The organism is Kluyvera sp. NPDC087067, assembly GCF_044745165.1.
Taxonomy (GTDB): Bacteria; Pseudomonadota; Gammaproteobacteria; order Enterobacterales; family Enterobacteriaceae; genus Kluyvera.
The window spans coordinates 1-16,692 of record NZ_JBIUZS010000004.1; the positions used below are offsets into that span (position 1 = coordinate 1).

Consider the following 16,692-nt stretch of genomic DNA (forward strand, 5'->3'; position numbering starts at 1 on the left):
CAGAAGTGAAACGCCGTAGCGCCGATGGTAGTGTGGGGTCTCCCCATGCGAGAGTAGGGAACTGCCAGGCATCAAATTAGAAGTATGGCACTCGATCTTCGAGGCAGGTCACTACTCGACAAAGAGTAGGACAAAAGCGAAAGCTTTTGAACGTTGCGAAGCAACGGCCCGAAGGGTGAATCACTTGTGATTCATAAACTGCCTGGCATCAAATTGCAGTAAACCGGGATGAATAATCCGGGTAGTGACAAAGAAATTCGGTGGAGCGGTAGTTCAGTCGGTTAGAATACCTGCCTGTCACGCAGGGGGTCGCGGGTTCGAGTCCCGTCCGTTCCGCCACTTATTAAGAGCCCTGAGCATTTGCTCAGGGCTTTTTTGTATCTGCGTTTTCATTATTGCTTTTTTAGCAAAAATCCTCTGCGTTTTAGGATCTTTTTCCCCATCCTTGCATTCGTCATAATGGTTTCAGTTAACCAATATTGATAAATAAAGAGGAAAATCATGACAATCCCTGCATTTGGTCTCGGCACATTCCGTCTGAAAGATGATGTTGTTATCGCTTCCGTAAAAACGGCACTGGAACTCGGCTACCGCGCCATCGATACTGCGCAAATCTATGATAATGAAGCGGCTGTCGGTCAGGCTATCGCTGAAAGCGGCGTTGCCCGCGAAGATCTGTTTATTACGACCAAAATCTGGATAGAGAATCTGAGCAAAGACAAGCTCGTTGCAAGCCTTAAAGAAAGCCTGCAGAAGCTGCGTACAAACTACGTTGATCTGACGCTGATTCACTGGCCATCGCCGGAAGATGCCGTGCCGGTAGAAGAATTTATGGCAGCGCTGCTGGAAGCAAAAGAGCAGGGGCTGACCCGCCAGATCGGTATCTCTAATTTCACCATCCCGCTGATGGAACGTGCGATTAAAGCAGTTGGCATCGAAAATATCGCAACTAACCAGATTGAGCTATCACCGTATCTGCAAAACCGCAAAGTGGTTGATTGGGCTTCTGAGCACGGTATTCATATCACGTCTTACATGACGTTAGCCTACGGTAAAGCTCTGAAGGATGAAGTGATTTTACGTATTGCGGACAAGCATGATGCGACGGCTGCGCAGGTCATTCTGGCCTGGGCGATGGGTGAAGGTTATGCGGTGATCCCATCTTCTACCAAGCGAGAAAATCTGGCTAGCAACCTACATGCGCTCGAGTTAAAACTTGATGCTGAGGACAAAAAAGCGATAGCTGCACTGGATTGCAACGACCGTTTAGTTAGCCCGGAAGGTCTGGCACCTCAGTGGGACTGATCTCGCTGTAACCCTCTATAACCCTCTGTAAGCCCGGATGATATCCGGGCTCACAACAGTAAAAAACAGTGTTATCACCTTTCCTTCATATATTCGCTTAGAAAATCAATAAACGTCCTGATGCGTGTGCTAACGGCTCGGTCGCTATAGTAAACCGCGCTGAACGGCATCTCGACAGGCATCCGTTTATCAGCCAGTAGCTCAATAAACTCCCCGCTGGCAATCTCCTTATCGACCATATAATCCGATAAACAAGCGATACCGTTACCGTTAAGACACAGTTGCTTAACCGTCTCACCGCTATTGGATGAAACCGCACAGCTGACTTCCATAAACTGCCCATCACAGCAATACACCGGCCAGGTATTTAATGACGATGGCTCTGTAAAACCCAGGCAATGATGATCTTTAAGATCGGCCGCATTCTCAGGCATTCCATAACGGGCGATATACTCCGGCGATGCGATAATTTTTCGGTAGCTGTTAAACAGTGGACGGGCTCTCAGACTGGAATCCGTCAGCGTTCCGGCGCGAATCGCCACATCAACCTTACGCTCAATCAGATTAATAAACGTCTCTGACGACACTAAAGAAAGCGTCATCTCAGGATAACGTTCACGGAATGGCTTAATGAGCGGCATCAGGAAGTGCAGCATAACTGGCGTAGCGGCATCAACCCTTAGTAGCCCTCGCGGCGTATTACGAGTATCGAGCAACTCGTTTTCTGCCGCCGCCATTTCCTGCAACACCACCTGCATCCGACGGAAATAGCGCTCGCCTTCTTCCGTCAGACTCAACTGGCGTGTCGTGCGATTAAGTAAGCTCACGCCGAGCTTGGATTCCAGCTTTTTGACAGCTCGGCTAACCGCCGAATTGGCGAGCTCAAGCTGTTCAGCTGCCCGGCTGAAGCTGCCGCTTTCTACCACTGCGACAAAGATCGCGATTTCATCTGAAGTTGCTCTCATTATTGCACCTGAAGCAAAATTATATTGAGATTTTGAATATTTTTGTTATTTAAACATCCGCGCATACTTCGTGTCATCTTAATACTGATGATGTGGAGTAAATTATGCCGTTGGCGCTACTTGCCTTAACGATCAGTGCCTTTGCGATTGGCACGACCGAATTTGTGATTGTCGGTCTGGTTCAGACCATTGCTGAACAATTATCTATTTCTCTGCCCTCGGCAGGGCTGTTAGTTTCTATCTACGCGCTGGGTGTGGCTATCGGTGCGCCGGTGTTAACGGCGTTGACGGGAAAATTACCGCGCAAGCAGCTGCTGCTGGCGCTGATGGTATTGTTTACTATTGGCAACCTGTTAGCCTGGCAGGCACCGGGCTATATGACCCTGGTGATTGCGCGTCTGCTAACGGGCCTGGCTCATGGCGTGTTCTTCTCAATTGGTTCAACGATAGCCACAAGCCTTGTGCCAAAAGAGAAAGCCGCCTCTGCTATTGCCATTATGTTTGGCGGCCTGACCGTTGCTCTGGTAACGGGTGTCCCGCTGGGGACGTTCATCGGCCAACACTTTGGCTGGCGTGAAACCTTCCTTGCAGTCTCTATGCTGGGGGTGATAGCGATTATTGCCAGCGCTGTCCTTGTGCCACGGAATATCCCAGGCCGTGCTGCGGCAAGTTTATCCGAACAGTTGAAAGTCTTGACCCATCCGCGTTTGCTGATGATTTACGCGATAACGGCACTGGGTTATGGCGGTGTATTTACCGCGTTCACTTTTCTGACGCCGATGATGCAAGATCTTGCCGGTTTCACGCCAAACGCCGTTAGCCTGATTTTATTAGGTTACGGTATTGCCGTCGCCATCGGGAATATCTGGGGTGGCAAGCTGGCTGATAAGCACGGCGCTGTACCGGCCCTGAAGTTTATCTTTGCCGCACTTGCAGTGTTGCTGATGGTCTTTCAGTTTACCGCGTCAATTCACTACGCTGCCCTGGCGACGATTCTGGTGATGGGAATCTTTGCCTTTGGTAACGTACCGGGGTTACAGGTGTACGTAGTGCAGAAGGCAGAGCAGTATACGCCAGCGGCCGTTGATGTTGCATCGGGTCTGAACATTGCCGCCTTTAACGTGGGTATCGCCTTAGGGTCAGTGATTGGCGGCCAAACGGTTGAGCACTATGGGTTGGCACAAACTCCGTGGATTGGTGCGGTGATTGTTCTTGCCGCGTTGCTGCTAACGAGCTTGAGTGGACGTTTGGATAATACCGCTCGGGCCGCACAGGCATAAGACAAGAAGAGTAAGGCCAGGCTTACAAAACTAAACCCGGCTTTATTATAAATAGCGTTGAAACTGCCCGCAAAAGACCCTATAAATGAGGAACCTTCCTGGAAGCAGGCGGGTTCTTTCGTTATTGAGGTTATTAAAGAAAGTGCGAAAAAATACCTATGCCATGCGCTATATTGCCGGACAGCCTGTGGAGCGAATTTTGCCTCCGCCGGGCACATACACCAGCATCAGCCAGGCAATGTCGGTGGGTAAGCCGTTAAGCACTGATGAAAATATTCGTATCCTGGTGTGGAATATCTTTAAGCAGCAGCGCGCTGAATGGCTGTCGGTGCTGAATAAGTTTGGCAAAGATGCCCATCTGGTACTCCTTCAGGAGGCACAAACGACTCCTGAGCTGGTAAAGTTTGCGACCACTAACTATCTTGCTGCCGATCAGGTTCCTGCTTTTGCGCTGCCGCATCATCCCTCAGGGGTTATGACGCTGTCTGCGGCTCAACCCGTTTACTGCTGTCCGCTGCGCGAACGTGAACCTATCCTGCGGCTGGCCAAATCGGCGTTAGTGACCGTTTATCCACTTCCAGATTCTCGGCTACTGATGGTGGTGAATATCCATGCCGTTAATTTCAGTCTTGGGGTGGATGTCTACAGCAAGCAGCTGATGCCTATTGGCGAACAGATAGCCCAGCACAGCGGCCCGGTGATTATGGCGGGAGATTTCAATGCGTGGAGCCGTCCGCGAATGAATGCGCTGTATCGCTTTGCGCGCGATATGTCATTGCGCCCGGTTCGCTTTGATGACGATCAGCGTCGACGTGCCTTTGGCCGCCCGCTCGATTTTGTTTTCTATCGGGGGCTTAACGTCAATGAGTCATCCGTTCTGGTAACTCGGGCATCGGATCATAATCCGCTGATTGTCGAATTTAGCCCAGGTAAGTAGGCTTAAGTAAACAAAAAAGGCACCGGGGGAATCGGTGCCTTTTTATTTATTACCTATCAGGAATCAGGTCGGTCGCTGTTTTTCACAAACAGCGTGATCTGATCGCCCGGCTGCAGATTGCCGGTACCGCTATTCCAGCGCATCACATCTTTAATGTTAACGCCGTGCCTTTTGGCAATGCTCGATAAAGAGTCGCCCTTACGTACACGGTACGTAATGCTGCTGTTATCGGCAAGACGCGCAGCGCTGCTACCCGCACCTACCGTTAAGCTCTGACCGACTTTTACGTTGCTGCCGCGCAGGTTATTCCACTGTTGCAGGTCCTTCGTCGACACGCCTAAACGTGACGCGATACCTGACAGCGTATCACCGGAGCGTACCTTATAGCTGCGACTGGTCATCGGCGTATTGTCGGCAACCAGCGTTGGCTGGAGGTCAGCAATATCAATCGAGGCCAGTGACTCACGCAGCTGATCTGCATGCTTCTGTGGCACCATAACGTACTTCGGGCCAGTGGCTCCGAGCGTTGAACCTTTTACGCCAGCATTGAAGGTTTTCAGCTTGCTGACCGGCATACCTGCCATATCTGCCAACTGAGCCATCTCAACCGGGCTGTCGAGGCGAACGCGCGCCAGCGCTCGGCTTTCATCTGCGCTAGGCAGGCGAACGCCATAACGTTTACTGTTTTTGAGAATATCACTCAAAGCCAGCATCTTAGGCACGTACAGCTTGGTTTCCTGAGGCAACGGTAGTGACCAGAAGTCAGTGGGCTTACCACGGGCTTTGTTCGCTTTCATTGCTTTCATTACGCGGCCTTCACCGCTGTTATACGCTGCCACGGTTAATAACCAGTCGCCATCGAACATTTTGTTCAGGCGCTGCATCATATCCAGTGCCGCCGTTGTGGAAGCAACGAGGTCACGGCGTGCGTCATAACTGCGGGTCTGTTTCAGACCGTAATTTCGCCCTGTGCTCGGAATGATCTGCCAGATGCCTGCGGCATTGGCGCCAGACGTTGCGTGCGGGTCAAAAGCGCTCTCCACTATGGGTAGTAATACCAGTTCCATCGGCATGTTACGTTTTTTAACTTGCCCGGCTATCCAGTACATATACGGCTCTGCCCGTAAAGTTACATCGTGGAGATAGCTCTTATTCTGCAAATACTTCTGTTTCTGTTCGCGAACCCGGGCATTTTCCGGGATTCCCATCTTTAGCTCGTCGCCAATATAAGCCCACAAGTCTTGATTCTGCGTATCGAATGTCCCATCGTCCATCCAACGTGCCTGACTTGCGAACTTACTTGCTTCCCCTTGACTAGCCGCAGAAAGGCTCTGTGCGTGCTGTTGGACATTACCTTGCTGTGAAGCCTGGCAACCCACGAGCAGGACAGAGGCGAGTAATATCGCTTTTGCCTTCATGTGTGTGTCAATAGTTGCTTAAAAGACGAGCGATCATAACGGCGAACTTTCGAAAACGCAACCCGGAAGTATCAGAAGTTATCTTTCTTTGACCGTAACCATGCAAAACGCTGCTCAGATTGTAGCAATTTTGTTTCTTTGTTTATTTCGTCAATTAAATCAATATCATCCGTTCTTAAAAAGAGATTAATCTTACGCTCTTTTTTCAGAGTTGTGGGGAGTGTCATTTGGTTTTTTGCACGTAACTCGTTAACTTCTCGATAGTATTCTTTAATGAACATATCATGCGGTAAAACGCTCAGCGCAAACTTCATATTGGAGAGCGTGTACTCATGTGCGCAACAAATTAATGTCTCTTCCGGCAGCGCATTGATTCGCTGGAATGACTGATACATCTGGGCAGCGGTGCCTTCGAATAGTCGCCCGCAGCCCCCGGAAAATAGGGTATCGCCACAAAAAAGCCAAGGAGCGCTGTAAAAACAAATATGTCCTGACGTATGTCCCGGCGTGGCGAAAATCTGAAACTCATGCTCCAGTATGTTAATGCGATCGCCGTCGGCAACGATTTTTGTTGTTCCTTTGTTGCGTGTCTCTTCCGGGCCGTAAACTGACAAATTCGGATAATGCTTATGCAGTTCTGCCACGCCGCCGACATGATCGTGATGATGATGCGTCAATAAAATCGCTTCCGGCTGCCAATTATTCGCTTCAATCGCTTTTAGCACCGGAGCGGCTTCACCGGGATCGACAATGAGACAACGACCTGTTTCATCATTAAGAACCCAGATGTAGTTGTCCTGAAATGCGGGAATACTGTTAAGATTCATTCGTTACCTCTTAAGCGTAGGGAAGGTTGTGATGAAACCGGCAAGGATACCTCAAACAGTCTCAGCGCCTGTCTCGTGGGCGCAAATGCCATGGGGTGAATATTATCGTGAGGCCCTCGATCGTCAACTGAAACCCTGGTTGGGGAAATTGTACGGCTTCCACCTGTTAAAAGTGGGCAATCTGAGCGCGGAGATCAATACCGAAGCGTGTGCTATCTCTCATCAGGTGAATATTTCTCTGGAAGGCAGCCCGATGCATGTAATGGCAGACCCGCTGCATCTGCCGTTTGCTGAAAAATCAGTGGATGCCTGCCTGCTCGCACATACTCTGCCCTGGTGCAGCGATCCTCACCTCCTGCTGCGAGAAGCTGACCGCGTACTGATCGATGACGGTTGGCTTATTATCAGCAGTTTTAACCCAGTCAGTCTGATGGGATTACGCAAACTGGTTCCAGTGCTGCGTAAGTCCGTACCCTACAACAGCCGAATGTTTACCTTGATGCGCCAGCTGGATTGGCTGGCCCTGCTGAATTTTGAAGTGATGCACCACAGTCGTTTTCAGGTGCTGCCGTGGGCCAAACAGGGCGGTGCGTTGCTGGGCACGCATCTCCCCGCATTGGGCTGTATGCAAGTGATTGTCGCGCGTAAGCGGACTTTCCCCCTTACGCTGAATCCGATGCGGCAAAATAAAGCGAAAAGCCGTATTCAGCAGGCAGTCGGCGCGACGCGGCAGTACCGCAAACCGGATGCCTAAGCCTCCGGTTGATAGCCGATATCATCCTGCGTTGGCGAGTTAGCCGCAGTACGCGCCAGCTCGTCACAACGTTCGTTTTCCGGGTGACCGGCGTGGCCTTTAACCCACTCCCAGCGAATCTCATGCTTACCCAGCGCCGTATCAAGCCGCTTCCAGAGATCGACATTTTTCACCGGTTTTTTGTCCGCGGTTTTCCAGCCGCGTTTTTTCCAGTTGTGGATCCACTGGGTGATCCCCTGGCGAACATACTGGCTATCGGTGCTCAACACCACGGTGCACGGCTCCTTGAGCGCTTCAAGTGCGACGATAGCCGCCATCATTTCCATGCGGTTATTGGTTGTCAGGCGATAGCCTTCACTGAAGGTTTTTTCCCGCTGCTGATAGCGTAAAATAGCGCCATAACCACCTGGGCCGGGATTACCGAGGCAAGAGCCATCGGTGAAAATTTCTACCTGCTTTAGCATCTCTGGTAGACTTCCTGTATCTGCAATTGAAAGTAAAACGGCAAGTCTGACATAAATGACTGATATGAGCACTGCAATTACACGACAGATCGTTCTGGATACCGAAACCACCGGTATGAACCAGATCGGTGCCCACTATGAAGGCCATAAGATCATTGAGATCGGTGCCGTCGAGGTGATTAACCGTCGTTTGACCGGCAACAACTTCCACGTCTACCTCAAACCCGACAGGCTGGTGGACCCGGAAGCTTTCGGCGTACACGGAATTGCCGATGAGTTTTTGCTGGATAAACCGACGTTTGCCGACGTCGCCGATGAGTTTATGGACTACATTCGCGGTGCGGAGCTGGTCATCCATAACGCATCGTTCGATATCGGTTTTATGGACTATGAGTTTAGTAAGCTCAATCGTGGTATTCCAAAAACCAACACTTTCTGCAAAGTTACCGATAGCCTGGCGCTGGCGAGGAAGATGTTCCCCGGCAAGCGTAATAGCCTCGATGCGTTATGCTCGCGCTACGAAATAGACAACACCAAGCGTACGCTGCACGGCGCATTACTCGATGCTCAGATCCTGGCAGACGTCTATCTGACAATGACCGGTGGTCAAACGTCTATCAAGTTTGCGATGGAAGGGGAAGGGCAGCAGCAGGCGGGAAGTACGGAAATTCAGCGTATTGTGCGCGGGGAAGGCCAGTTACGCGTTGTTTACGCCACCGACGAGGAGCTGATGAATCATGAATCACGCCTCGACCTGGTGCAGAAAAAGGGCGGAAGCTGCCTCTGGCGCTCTTAGAATGCCTTAATTTGCTGGTAAAATAAGCGCTCGGGCGATTTTTGCAGCAAACGATTCAAAAGTAGAGAAAAAGCGTTGACGGTTTTACCGGGAGACCGTAATATTCGCCTCGTTCCGAAGGGAACGTTGTGGAGCGGTAGTTCAGTCGGTTAGAATACCTGCCTGTCACGCAGGGGGTCGCGGGTTCGAGTCCCGTCCGTTCCGCCACATTTAGAAAGCCTGAATCAGAAATGATTCAGGCTTTCGTCGTTTCAGGCCCTCAGTTTTCCCGCCTCGTCCGCTTTCTGACTTCGTTTGCCTATTGCAGCGCCCATAATGAAAAACGCATCATGAGCGTTCTTCTGCACGCTCATGATGGTGATTTAAGCGTTATCCCAACGCAAAGGGATCGGCATCCTGCCACGCGGGGAATTTCTCGCGATAGTCCCGTAGCGCCGTGAGGGAAAGCTCACCCTCAATGCGCGTCGCCTGATGTGCGTCGGCCGTCGCCAGAATTTCACCCTGTGGCGAAATAATCCGGCTATCACCACGATAGTGATGACCATTGCCGTCGGTGCCAACCCGATTACATCCCGCCACATAGGCCTGGTTCTCAATCGCGCGCGCCGTCAACAGCGCCTGCCAGTGCAGCGAACGCGGCGCGGGCCAATTAGCGACATACAGGGCTAAATCGTAGTCGTTGCGGTTGCGTGACCACACCGGGAAACGCAGGTCATAGCAAACCAGCGGCAGAATTCGCCAGCCGCGCCATGTCAGCACGATACGCTTGTCGCCGGCAACGTAGTGATGGTGCTCATCAGCCATACGGAACAGATGGCGCTTATCATAAGCATGCACGCGTCCCTCTGGCTCGACGAGCAGAAAACGGTTTACCGCGCCAAGTCCGGTTTGCAGTGCCACGCTCCCGGCAACCAACGCATTGGTGCGTAGGGCTTGCTCGCGCATCCAGGCGATCACTTCCTCTTCTGACATCGACTGCCCGGCGGCTTCCATGGCGAAACCGGTGGTAAACATTTCCGGCAAGACAATCACGTCACGCCCGACAATCTCTTCCATCAGTTGGTCAAAATGGCGCAGGTTCGCGGGGCCGTCCATCCACACCAGCGGTTGTTGTAAAAGGGTAATTTTCAAACCAGACACAGTGAGTCGCTCCTTTATGGCAGGGCATCTTATAACTGTAACACCTTATCAGGCGCTTAGGCGGGTGAGGGGAAAAGGGATAAAAAAAAGCGGAGCCAGGCTCCGCTTAGTGGGTGCGATGGGAAACGTTACGCGGCTTCAACCTTACGTACGTTGTCCGGCAGCTTTACCGGCTTGGTCGCCAGTTCATCGGCAGCAAAGTCGTCAACGTTAATACTGCGCAGACGGCTCTCTTCCGCTTTGGTCAAAATGGCGGCCTCGGTCTGATCAATCAGCCCTTTTGCCAGGGCGTTACGTGCCAGCTCATCCAGACGAGTAAACGGCAGGTTTTTGCCAATCTCTTTACAGATACGCTGGTGGATTGGGTCAGCAGCCATCACATCAACCAACGCTTCCTCCAGCAGCCCCACCGGATTGTACTGGCTTGGAGTCAGATACTGACCGCGACCAATACGTGAGCGGGTGGCGCTTGGCGTTTGCAGAATTTTCGCGACCGCATGATCCAGTTTATCGGATGGCGCAACGTAGTGGCGACCGGTCGGGAAGATAACCGCGCGCATTACCCCTGCCACAAAGCGGTTCGGGAAGTTCAGCAACAGATCGTCAATCGCCTGTTCGGCCTGATTCAGCGCATCCTGCACGCCCCAGTGGACTAACGGTAAATCTGCTTCGTTACGGCCTTCATCGTCATAGCGCTTCAATACCGCGGAAGCGAGGTACAGCTGACTCAGCACATCACCCAGACGCGCAGAAATACGCTCACGACGCTTCAGGCTGCCACCCAGTACGGCCATCGATACATCTGACAACAATGCCAGGTTAGCGCTCAGGCGGTTCAGGTGCTGGTAGTAACGTTTGGTCGCATCACGCGTTGGCGTTGAGCTGGTTAAGCCACGAGTCAGCCCCAGCCAGAAGCTACGGACTTTGTTACTGCCGACATGGCCAATATGCTTGAACAGCAGTTTGTCGAAGGCATTAACATCTTTATTCTGCGCTGCCGCCATCTCCTCAAGAACATAAGGATGGCAACGAATAGCCCCCTGACCGAAGATCATCATGCTACGGGTCAGAATGTTTGCCCCTTCCACGGTGATGGCGATAGGGGCGCCCTGATAGGCACGGGCGAGGAAGTTGCCTTCACCCAGCATAATCCCTTTACCGCCGGTAATATCCATTGCATCAACGATCGATTGCTGACCGCGATGGGTACAATGGTATTTCACGATAGCGGACAGCACGGCCGGTTTTTCGCCCAGCATAATGCCGTAGGTAATTAGCGTGGCCGCCGCATCCATGACGTAGGCGTTACCCGCAATACGCGCCAGCGGTTCTTCAATCCCTTCCATCTTACCGATAGAGACTTTGAACTGACGGCGAATGTGCGCGTAAGCACCGGTTGCCAGCGCCACCGATTTCACGCCACCGGTTGAGTTGGACGGCAGAGTAATGCCGCGACCCACCGACAAACATTCCACCAGCATACGCCAGCCTTGTCCGGCCATTTTTGGCCCGCCGATAATGTAATCAATCGGCACGAAGATATCCTGACCACGGGTTGGCCCATTCTGGAACGGCACGTTCAGCGGGAAGTGACGACGACCAATTTCCACGCCCGGGGTGTTGGTTGGGATAAGCGCACAGGTAATGCCTAACTCTTCAGCGCCGCCCAGCAGTTTGTCGGGGTCAGACAGCTTAAAGGCCAGACCCAGCACGGTGGCAATCGGTGCCAGCGTAATGTAGCGTTTGTTCCAGGTCAGGCGCATGCCCAGTACCTGTTCGCCCTGCCATTCACCCATACACACGACGCCGGTATCGGGAATGGCTCCGGCATCAGAACCCGCTTCCGGGCTGGTCAGTGCGAAGCAGGGAATTTCCTGACCACGCGCCAGGCGCGGCAGATAGTGATTTTTCTGCTCTTCAGTACCGTAGTGTTGCAGCAGTTCGCCCGGGCCTAAAGAGTTAGGTACGCCGACGGTGATCGCCAGAATGCCCGATACCCCGGAGAGTTTTTGCAGGACGCGAGCCTGAGCGTAAGCAGAGAATTCCAGGCCGCCGTACTCTTTCTTGATGATCATCGCGAAGAAGCGGTGTTCTTTCAGGTAAGCCCACAGCTCAGGCGGCAGGTCGGCCATTTCGTGAGTGATTGAAAAGTCATTCGCCATGCGACACGCTTCTTCAACCGGGCCATCAATAAAGGCTTGTTCTTCCGCTGTCAGTTTCGGACGCGCGTAGCCGTGCAGCTTTTTCCAGTCGGGGTTACCGCGGAACAGATCGCCTTCCCACCAGGTGGTGCCGGCATCAATCGCTTCCTTTTCCGTGCGCGACATTGGCGGCATCACTTTACTGAATGTGCGGAATACCGGTGCTGAAATCAGCGCCTTACGCATAGGGATAAGGTTAAACGGCACGAGGATGATGGCAAGCGGCACCAGTAGCCACAGATTCCACAGCCCTGCCGCGCCAAGCGCCGCCGTCCAGGCCAGTAAAATCAGGCTGCTGAGCATCAAACTGACACGGTGATAGAACAGCACACCGAGTAAAGCAATCGTTAATACCACACTCAAAATCATCATAGCAAAATGCCCCTGTCTTGTAGGAGGTCTGACCACTTGTGATGTTATGGTTGTAGTTGATGTGATTTTAATTAGCAATGTGTTTACAAAATAATTACAACCTCGCTCACATTGTTGTCGCTTTTTAGCGCACCAATAATCCAAACATCCGCTGAATAGAACCGTGCTTGCTTCTCTGTCCTCACGCTATCCGTTACACTACCGATGACAATTTTATTAATGCTGAAGGATTATCCTCATGTACCAGGATCTTATTCGTAACGAACTGAATGAAGCGGCCGATACGCTGGCAAACTTCCTGAAAGACGAAGCCAATATCCACGCCATTCAGCGCGCAGCAGTCCTGCTGGCGGATAGCTTTAAAGCAGGTGGCAAGGTGCTTTCCTGCGGTAACGGCGGCTCGCATTGTGACGCTATGCACTTCGCAGAAGAGCTGACCGGGCGCTATCGTGAGAACCGTCCGGGCTACCCGGCAATTGCTATTTCCGACGTCAGCCACCTCTCTTGCGTCAGTAATGATTTCGGTTATGAATATGTTTTCTCTCGCTACGTGGAATCCGTCGGCCGTGCGGGCGATGTTCTGCTGGGTATCTCTACTTCCGGCAACTCCGCAAACGTCATTAAGGCGATTGAAGCCGCACGTGCGCAGGGCATGAAAGTCATTACCCTGACCGGGAAAGATGGCGGTAAAATGGCAGGCTCCGCGGATATTGAAATCCGTGTACCGCATTTCGGCTACGCCGACCGCGTTCAGGAGATCCACATTAAAGTTATCCATATCCTGATCATGCTTATTGAAAAAGAGATGGTTAAGGCATAAGAGCCACGGGGCTTCGGCCCCGATTGCTGTGGGGGTGTGATATGTGCGAATTGCTCGGGATGAGCGCCAATGTGCCAACCGATATCTGCTTTAGTTTCACCGGGCTTGTGCAGCGCGGTGGTGGTACCGGGCCGCATAAAGACGGCTGGGGAATTACTTTCTATGAAGGTAAAGGTTGTCGCACGTTTAAAGATCCGCAGCCGAGCTATCAATCCCCAATCGCAAAACTGGTGCAGGACTATCCCATCAAATCCTGCTCGGTGATTGCGCACATTCGCCAGGCTAACCGGGGAATGGTGGCGCTGGAAAACACCCATCCTTTTACCCGCGAGCTATGGGGCCGTAACTGGACCTACGCCCACAATGGACAACTTTCGGGCTACAAATCGCTGGAGACCGGGCAGTTTCGTCCGGTGGGGGAGACGGACAGTGAAAAAGCTTTCTGCTGGCTGCTGCACAATCTAACCCAGCGGTATCCGCGCACGCCGGGGAATATGCTGGGCGTGTTTAAGTACATTGCATCGCTGACCGAGACATTACGTGAAAAAGGCGTGTTTAACATGCTGCTGTCTGATGGACGCTACGTGATGGCATTCTGCTCAACGAATCTGTACTGGATTACCCGCCGCGCACCGTTTGGCGTCGCCACGCTTTTGGATAGGGATGTCGAAATCGATTTTCAGAAAGAGACTACCGCCAACGATGTGGTGACCGTTATCGCTACTCAACCGCTGACGGGGAATGAAACCTGGCACAAGATTATGCCAGGCGAATGGCGCTTATTTTGCCTCGGTGAGCGTGTAGTTTGACGCCAGCTGTGGCTGAACGACTTCGTGGCTGAGCGGCTTGCTCACCACGTAACGACCATCGGCCACTGACACCATCGGTGGGCGATGCGTCTGCTGGAAATAGTCATAACCCGGCTTAAGCTGCTTCCAGAATTCGTTGTAATACGAATACTTATGACGTTCCATATTCGCATCCGTCATGCGGAACGGATAAATGCTCACCTGAACGCCCGGCTGCCCGAATACCAGCGCCGCGGTGACAAACTGGAAAATCTCATCAATACCGGAATCGGTCATGGCATAACAGCCAACCGAAACGCAGGCACCGTGGATCATCAGATACTTCCCTTCATACCCGTGCGCACGATCATAAGCATTCGGGAAACCGATATTAATCGCTTTATAGAAACGACTGTCCGGTTTCAACTGGCTGCGCTGGACGGAATAAAACCCTTCCGGGCTCTTAAAATCGCCCTGGCGCTGCTTCGGCCCTAAACCGCCGGAGTAGTTGCAGATTTTATAGCTATCAAGGAGTTGATACGTTTCGCCCATTTTGACGAAAAGATCGAGAGTGCGCTCTTCTTTATAAATCTGGATATAGACGGGCGAGCCCATCATTTGCTGCTTATATTCTTTGCTGACTGGCGTCGTCGGGGCACCGCTGCTCAGTAACCCAGCAAACGAAACGCACGGCATTAAAAGCATCGCAATAAATAATGCGATTTTGCGCATACAACTTGTTCCTTGATAAAAAAAACTTACACGCCAGGGAAGGCAACAGGGAGAAAAAGCAGATAAATCTGTTTTTGTGCGCTCACCTTAGCACCACCGCATTTTTTCGCAAGAGGGGCGTTTCGCGTTTACAATTTCGTATCGCATTCCAGCAACAACCCGGTGCGTTGTGCTGTGTGCAGCCTCCCAGGATTCGTCTTCAAGAGAGTGTAGGATAAGCTGATGATTCACTAGCTATCTTTGTCCGAATCCTGAGTACTTTGCGTATTAGCTCGCATTTTGGTGGGCTGAAAAGCGGAACTGCTGCCGCCAGGAAGCAGAAAATGGTAAACTTTCGTTACGACATTATCCTGCTTGAAACCTGTAGTGCGGATGGTGCAAGAAGTAACTCTCAAACAGTGTAAGAAAGGATGCTTTAGCTTCTCGTTTTACCCAATCATGGAATGTAATTGGGTTTTCGGCGTCACTCCTTTCTTTTGTCTCGTTAACCAAAACGCTGGCCTCAACCTTATGTTGTCGCCGTCGTTAACGGATACCTGCGAACAGTATGATTAAAATAACGAAAGGCCTTGATCTGCCGATTGCCGGCCAGCCCGATCAGCAACGTGTTGATGATATCGCCGTCACGCGTGTGGCGGTGAAAGGCGAAGAATATGTCGGTTTACGTCCGTCTATGGCGGTAAAAGAGGGGGACCGGGTCATCAAAGGGCAACTGCTCTTTGAAGATAAAAAAATTCCCGGCGTGCGCTTTACCTCCCCAGCCTGCGGCACGGTAAGTGCCATTCATCGCGGTGAGCGCCGCGTGCTGCAATCGGTGGTGATTGACGTCGACGGCGATGAGTCCGTGGCGTTTACCCGCTATGCGTCTGACGAACTGGCGACCCTGTCGCGTGACGTCGTTGCCGCGCAGTTGATTGACTCAGGTTTGTGGACGGCGATGCGCACCCGGCCTTTCAGTAAAACACCTGCGCCCGGCACTGAGCCTGCGGCAATTTTTGTTACCGCAATAGACACCAACCCGCTGGCCGCCGATCCAGAGCCGATTATATTGACGCATCGCGAGGCTTTTAACGCCGGTTTAACCCTCCTCACCCGTCTGACGGACGGCAAAGTCCACGTCTGTCAGCGCAGCGGTGGCAAGCTGGGAGGCCATCCGCAGGGGCAGGTGACCTATAACCAGTTTACCGGGCCGCACCCGGCCGGGTTAGTGGGAACCCATATTCATTTCCTGGAACCGGTCAGCCTCAACAAACAGGTCTGGCATCTGAATTACCAGGACGTTATCGGCTACGGCAAATTGTTCCTGGAAGGCGTGTTATGGACCGAACGGGTTATCGCTCTTGGTGGCCCACAGGTCAAAGAGCCTCGTTTAATTCGTACCACTCTGGGGGCAGACCTTAGCGAGCTGCTGGTGGGCGCATTACATGAGGGTGAAAACCGCATTATCTCCGGGTCGGTGTTAAACGGCACCACCGCCGCCGGGCCACAGGCTTTCCTCGGGCGCTTTCATCTTCAGGTCAGCGTATTGAAAGAAGGGCGTGAAAAAGAGTTCCTCGGCTGGGTTGCGCCAGGACGCAATAAATTCTCGATAACCCGCACCACGCTTGGCCATTTCTTCAAGAAAAAACGCTTTAATCTCTCAACCGATACCAACGGCGGGGAACGCGCCATGGTCCCAATCGGCAGCTATGAGCGCGTGATGCCGCTCGATATTCTGCCGACCGTACTGCTGCGCGATCTGCTTGCAGGGGACACCGACAGCGCACAGGCGTTGGGCTGTCTGGAACTGGATGAAGAAGATTTGGCGCTGTGTACTTATGTCTGTCCGGGAAAATACGAATACGGCCCGGTATTGCGCAGTGTATTAACGCAAATTGAGCAGGAAGGTTAAGT

At 52.2% G+C, this 16,692-nt stretch carries 15 protein-coding genes and 2 tRNA genes; 10 read left to right on the forward strand and 7 right to left on the reverse strand.

The features are described 5' to 3' along the window. Window positions 1–262: 262 nt before the first annotated feature. Window positions 263–339: transfer RNA gene (locus ACIPDS_RS11555), tRNA-Asp, on the forward strand. A 162-nt stretch (window positions 340–501) separates the two neighbouring features. Then, window positions 502–1,305, forward strand: a complete 804-nt coding sequence (gene dkgB, locus ACIPDS_RS11560; RefSeq protein ID WP_400735633.1) for a 2,5-didehydrogluconate reductase DkgB — start codon at window positions 502–504, stop codon at window positions 1,303–1,305. A gap of 74 nt (window positions 1,306–1,379) precedes the next feature. Here dkgB and yafC read toward each other — a convergent pair whose 3' ends face one another. Continuing rightward, window positions 1,380–2,270, reverse strand: a complete 891-nt coding sequence (gene yafC, locus ACIPDS_RS11565; RefSeq protein WP_400735635.1) for a DNA-binding transcriptional regulator YafC — start codon at window positions 2,268–2,270, stop codon at window positions 1,380–1,382. A 104-nt stretch (window positions 2,271–2,374) separates the two neighbouring features. Here yafC and ACIPDS_RS11570 point away from each other — a divergent pair, with 104 nt between their 5' ends. Both ACIPDS_RS11570 and ACIPDS_RS11575 read left to right on the forward strand, forming a co-directional pair. Next, window positions 2,375–3,550, forward strand: a complete 1,176-nt coding sequence (locus tag ACIPDS_RS11570) for an MFS transporter (RefSeq protein ID WP_400735637.1) — start codon at window positions 2,375–2,377, stop codon at window positions 3,548–3,550. A gap of 142 nt (window positions 3,551–3,692) precedes the next feature. Further along, window positions 3,693–4,487: an endonuclease/exonuclease/phosphatase family protein gene (locus ACIPDS_RS11575; protein ID WP_400735639.1), complete on the forward strand. Its 795-nt coding sequence runs from the start codon at window positions 3,693–3,695 to the stop codon at window positions 4,485–4,487. A gap of 56 nt (window positions 4,488–4,543) precedes the next feature. Here ACIPDS_RS11575 and mltD read toward each other — a convergent pair whose 3' ends face one another. Both mltD and gloB read right to left on the reverse strand, forming a co-directional pair. Next, complete coding sequence (gene mltD, locus ACIPDS_RS11580; RefSeq protein ID WP_400735642.1) at window positions 4,544–5,905, reverse strand: murein transglycosylase D; 1,362 nt, start codon at window positions 5,903–5,905, stop codon at window positions 4,544–4,546. Between the two features lie 71 nt (window positions 5,906–5,976). Beyond that, complete coding sequence (gloB, locus tag ACIPDS_RS11585) at window positions 5,977–6,732, reverse strand: hydroxyacylglutathione hydrolase (protein WP_400735645.1); 756 nt, start codon at window positions 6,730–6,732, stop codon at window positions 5,977–5,979. 31 nt (window positions 6,733–6,763) lie between these two features. Here gloB and ACIPDS_RS11590 point away from each other — a divergent pair, with 31 nt between their 5' ends. Beyond that, a complete protein-coding gene (locus ACIPDS_RS11590) occupies window positions 6,764–7,486 on the forward strand; it encodes a class I SAM-dependent methyltransferase (protein ID WP_400735648.1) in 723 nt (240 codons plus the stop codon). Here the strand turns inward: ACIPDS_RS11590 and rnhA are convergent. Then, on the reverse strand, window positions 7,483–8,061 hold the full coding sequence (rnhA, locus tag ACIPDS_RS11595) for a ribonuclease HI (protein WP_166517332.1): 579 nt from the start codon (window positions 8,059–8,061) through the stop codon (window positions 7,483–7,485). The genes ACIPDS_RS11590 and rnhA overlap by 4 nt on opposite strands. On the opposite strand from rnhA, the gene dnaQ reads away from it, so the two are divergent. Beyond that, window positions 8,015–8,746: a DNA polymerase III subunit epsilon gene (dnaQ, locus tag ACIPDS_RS11600; RefSeq protein WP_400735653.1), complete on the forward strand. Its 732-nt coding sequence runs from the start codon at window positions 8,015–8,017 to the stop codon at window positions 8,744–8,746. The two genes, rnhA and dnaQ, sit on opposite strands and share 47 nt — an antisense overlap. Window positions 8,747–8,876: 130 nt before the next feature. Beyond that, window positions 8,877–8,953, forward strand: a tRNA-Asp gene (locus ACIPDS_RS11605). A 162-nt stretch (window positions 8,954–9,115) separates the two neighbouring features. Here ACIPDS_RS11605 and ACIPDS_RS11610 read toward each other — a convergent pair. Both ACIPDS_RS11610 and fadE read right to left on the reverse strand, forming a co-directional pair. Continuing rightward, window positions 9,116–9,886 carry an amidohydrolase gene (locus ACIPDS_RS11610; protein WP_400735656.1) on the reverse strand — a complete coding sequence of 257 codons (771 nt, stop codon included), beginning with the start codon at window positions 9,884–9,886 and terminating at the stop codon, window positions 9,116–9,118. Between the two features lie 128 nt (window positions 9,887–10,014). Further along, complete coding sequence (fadE, locus tag ACIPDS_RS11615; RefSeq protein WP_400735659.1) at window positions 10,015–12,459, reverse strand: acyl-CoA dehydrogenase FadE; 2,445 nt, start codon at window positions 12,457–12,459, stop codon at window positions 10,015–10,017. A 238-nt stretch (window positions 12,460–12,697) separates the two neighbouring features. On the opposite strand from fadE, the gene lpcA reads away from it, so the two are divergent. Together lpcA and ACIPDS_RS11625 are read left to right on the forward strand one after the other, a co-directional pair. Further along, window positions 12,698–13,279: a D-sedoheptulose 7-phosphate isomerase gene (lpcA, locus tag ACIPDS_RS11620; protein ID WP_035894459.1), complete on the forward strand. Its 582-nt coding sequence runs from the start codon at window positions 12,698–12,700 to the stop codon at window positions 13,277–13,279. A 41-nt stretch (window positions 13,280–13,320) separates the two neighbouring features. Further along, window positions 13,321–14,088, forward strand: coding sequence for a class II glutamine amidotransferase (locus tag ACIPDS_RS11625; RefSeq protein WP_400735664.1), 768 nt, complete (start codon window positions 13,321–13,323; stop codon window positions 14,086–14,088). Here ACIPDS_RS11625 and dpaA read toward each other — a convergent pair. Then, window positions 14,059–14,799: a peptidoglycan meso-diaminopimelic acid protein amidase gene (gene dpaA / locus ACIPDS_RS11630; RefSeq protein ID WP_400735667.1), complete on the reverse strand. Its 741-nt coding sequence runs from the start codon at window positions 14,797–14,799 to the stop codon at window positions 14,059–14,061. The genes ACIPDS_RS11625 and dpaA overlap by 30 nt on opposite strands. A gap of 547 nt (window positions 14,800–15,346) precedes the next feature. Between dpaA and ACIPDS_RS11635 the strand changes: the two genes are divergently transcribed. Then, window positions 15,347–16,690: a Na(+)-translocating NADH-quinone reductase subunit A gene (locus ACIPDS_RS11635; RefSeq protein ID WP_400735670.1), complete on the forward strand. Its 1,344-nt coding sequence runs from the start codon at window positions 15,347–15,349 to the stop codon at window positions 16,688–16,690. Window positions 16,691–16,692: the final 2 nt, after the last annotated feature.

What these genes read in the sequence shown, in the direction of transcription:
- dkgB (WP_400735633.1), top strand. Translation starts at nt 502, where the DNA reads ATGACAATCCCTGCATTTGGTCTCGGCACATTCCGTCTGAAAGATGAT.
- yafC (WP_400735635.1), bottom strand. Translation starts at nt 2,270, where the DNA reads ATGAGAGCAACTTCAGATGAAATCGCGATCTTTGTCGCAGTGGTAGAA.
- ACIPDS_RS11570 (WP_400735637.1), top strand. Translation starts at nt 2,375, where the DNA reads ATGCCGTTGGCGCTACTTGCCTTAACGATCAGTGCCTTTGCGATTGGC.
- mltD (WP_400735642.1), bottom strand. Translation starts at nt 5,905, where the DNA reads ATGAAGGCAAAAGCGATATTACTCGCCTCTGTCCTGCTCGTGGGTTGC.
- gloB (WP_400735645.1), bottom strand. Translation starts at nt 6,732, where the DNA reads ATGAATCTTAACAGTATTCCCGCATTTCAGGACAACTACATCTGGGTT.
- ACIPDS_RS11590 (WP_400735648.1), top strand. Translation starts at nt 6,764, where the DNA reads ATGAAACCGGCAAGGATACCTCAAACAGTCTCAGCGCCTGTCTCGTGG.
- dnaQ (WP_400735653.1), top strand. Translation starts at nt 8,015, where the DNA reads ATGAGCACTGCAATTACACGACAGATCGTTCTGGATACCGAAACCACC.
- fadE (WP_400735659.1), bottom strand. Translation starts at nt 12,459, where the DNA reads ATGATGATTTTGAGTGTGGTATTAACGATTGCTTTACTCGGTGTGCTG.
- lpcA (WP_035894459.1), top strand. Translation starts at nt 12,698, where the DNA reads ATGTACCAGGATCTTATTCGTAACGAACTGAATGAAGCGGCCGATACG.
- ACIPDS_RS11625 (WP_400735664.1), top strand. Translation starts at nt 13,321, where the DNA reads ATGTGCGAATTGCTCGGGATGAGCGCCAATGTGCCAACCGATATCTGC.
- dpaA (WP_400735667.1), bottom strand. Translation starts at nt 14,799, where the DNA reads ATGCGCAAAATCGCATTATTTATTGCGATGCTTTTAATGCCGTGCGTT.
- ACIPDS_RS11635 (WP_400735670.1), top strand. Translation starts at nt 15,347, where the DNA reads ATGATTAAAATAACGAAAGGCCTTGATCTGCCGATTGCCGGCCAGCCC.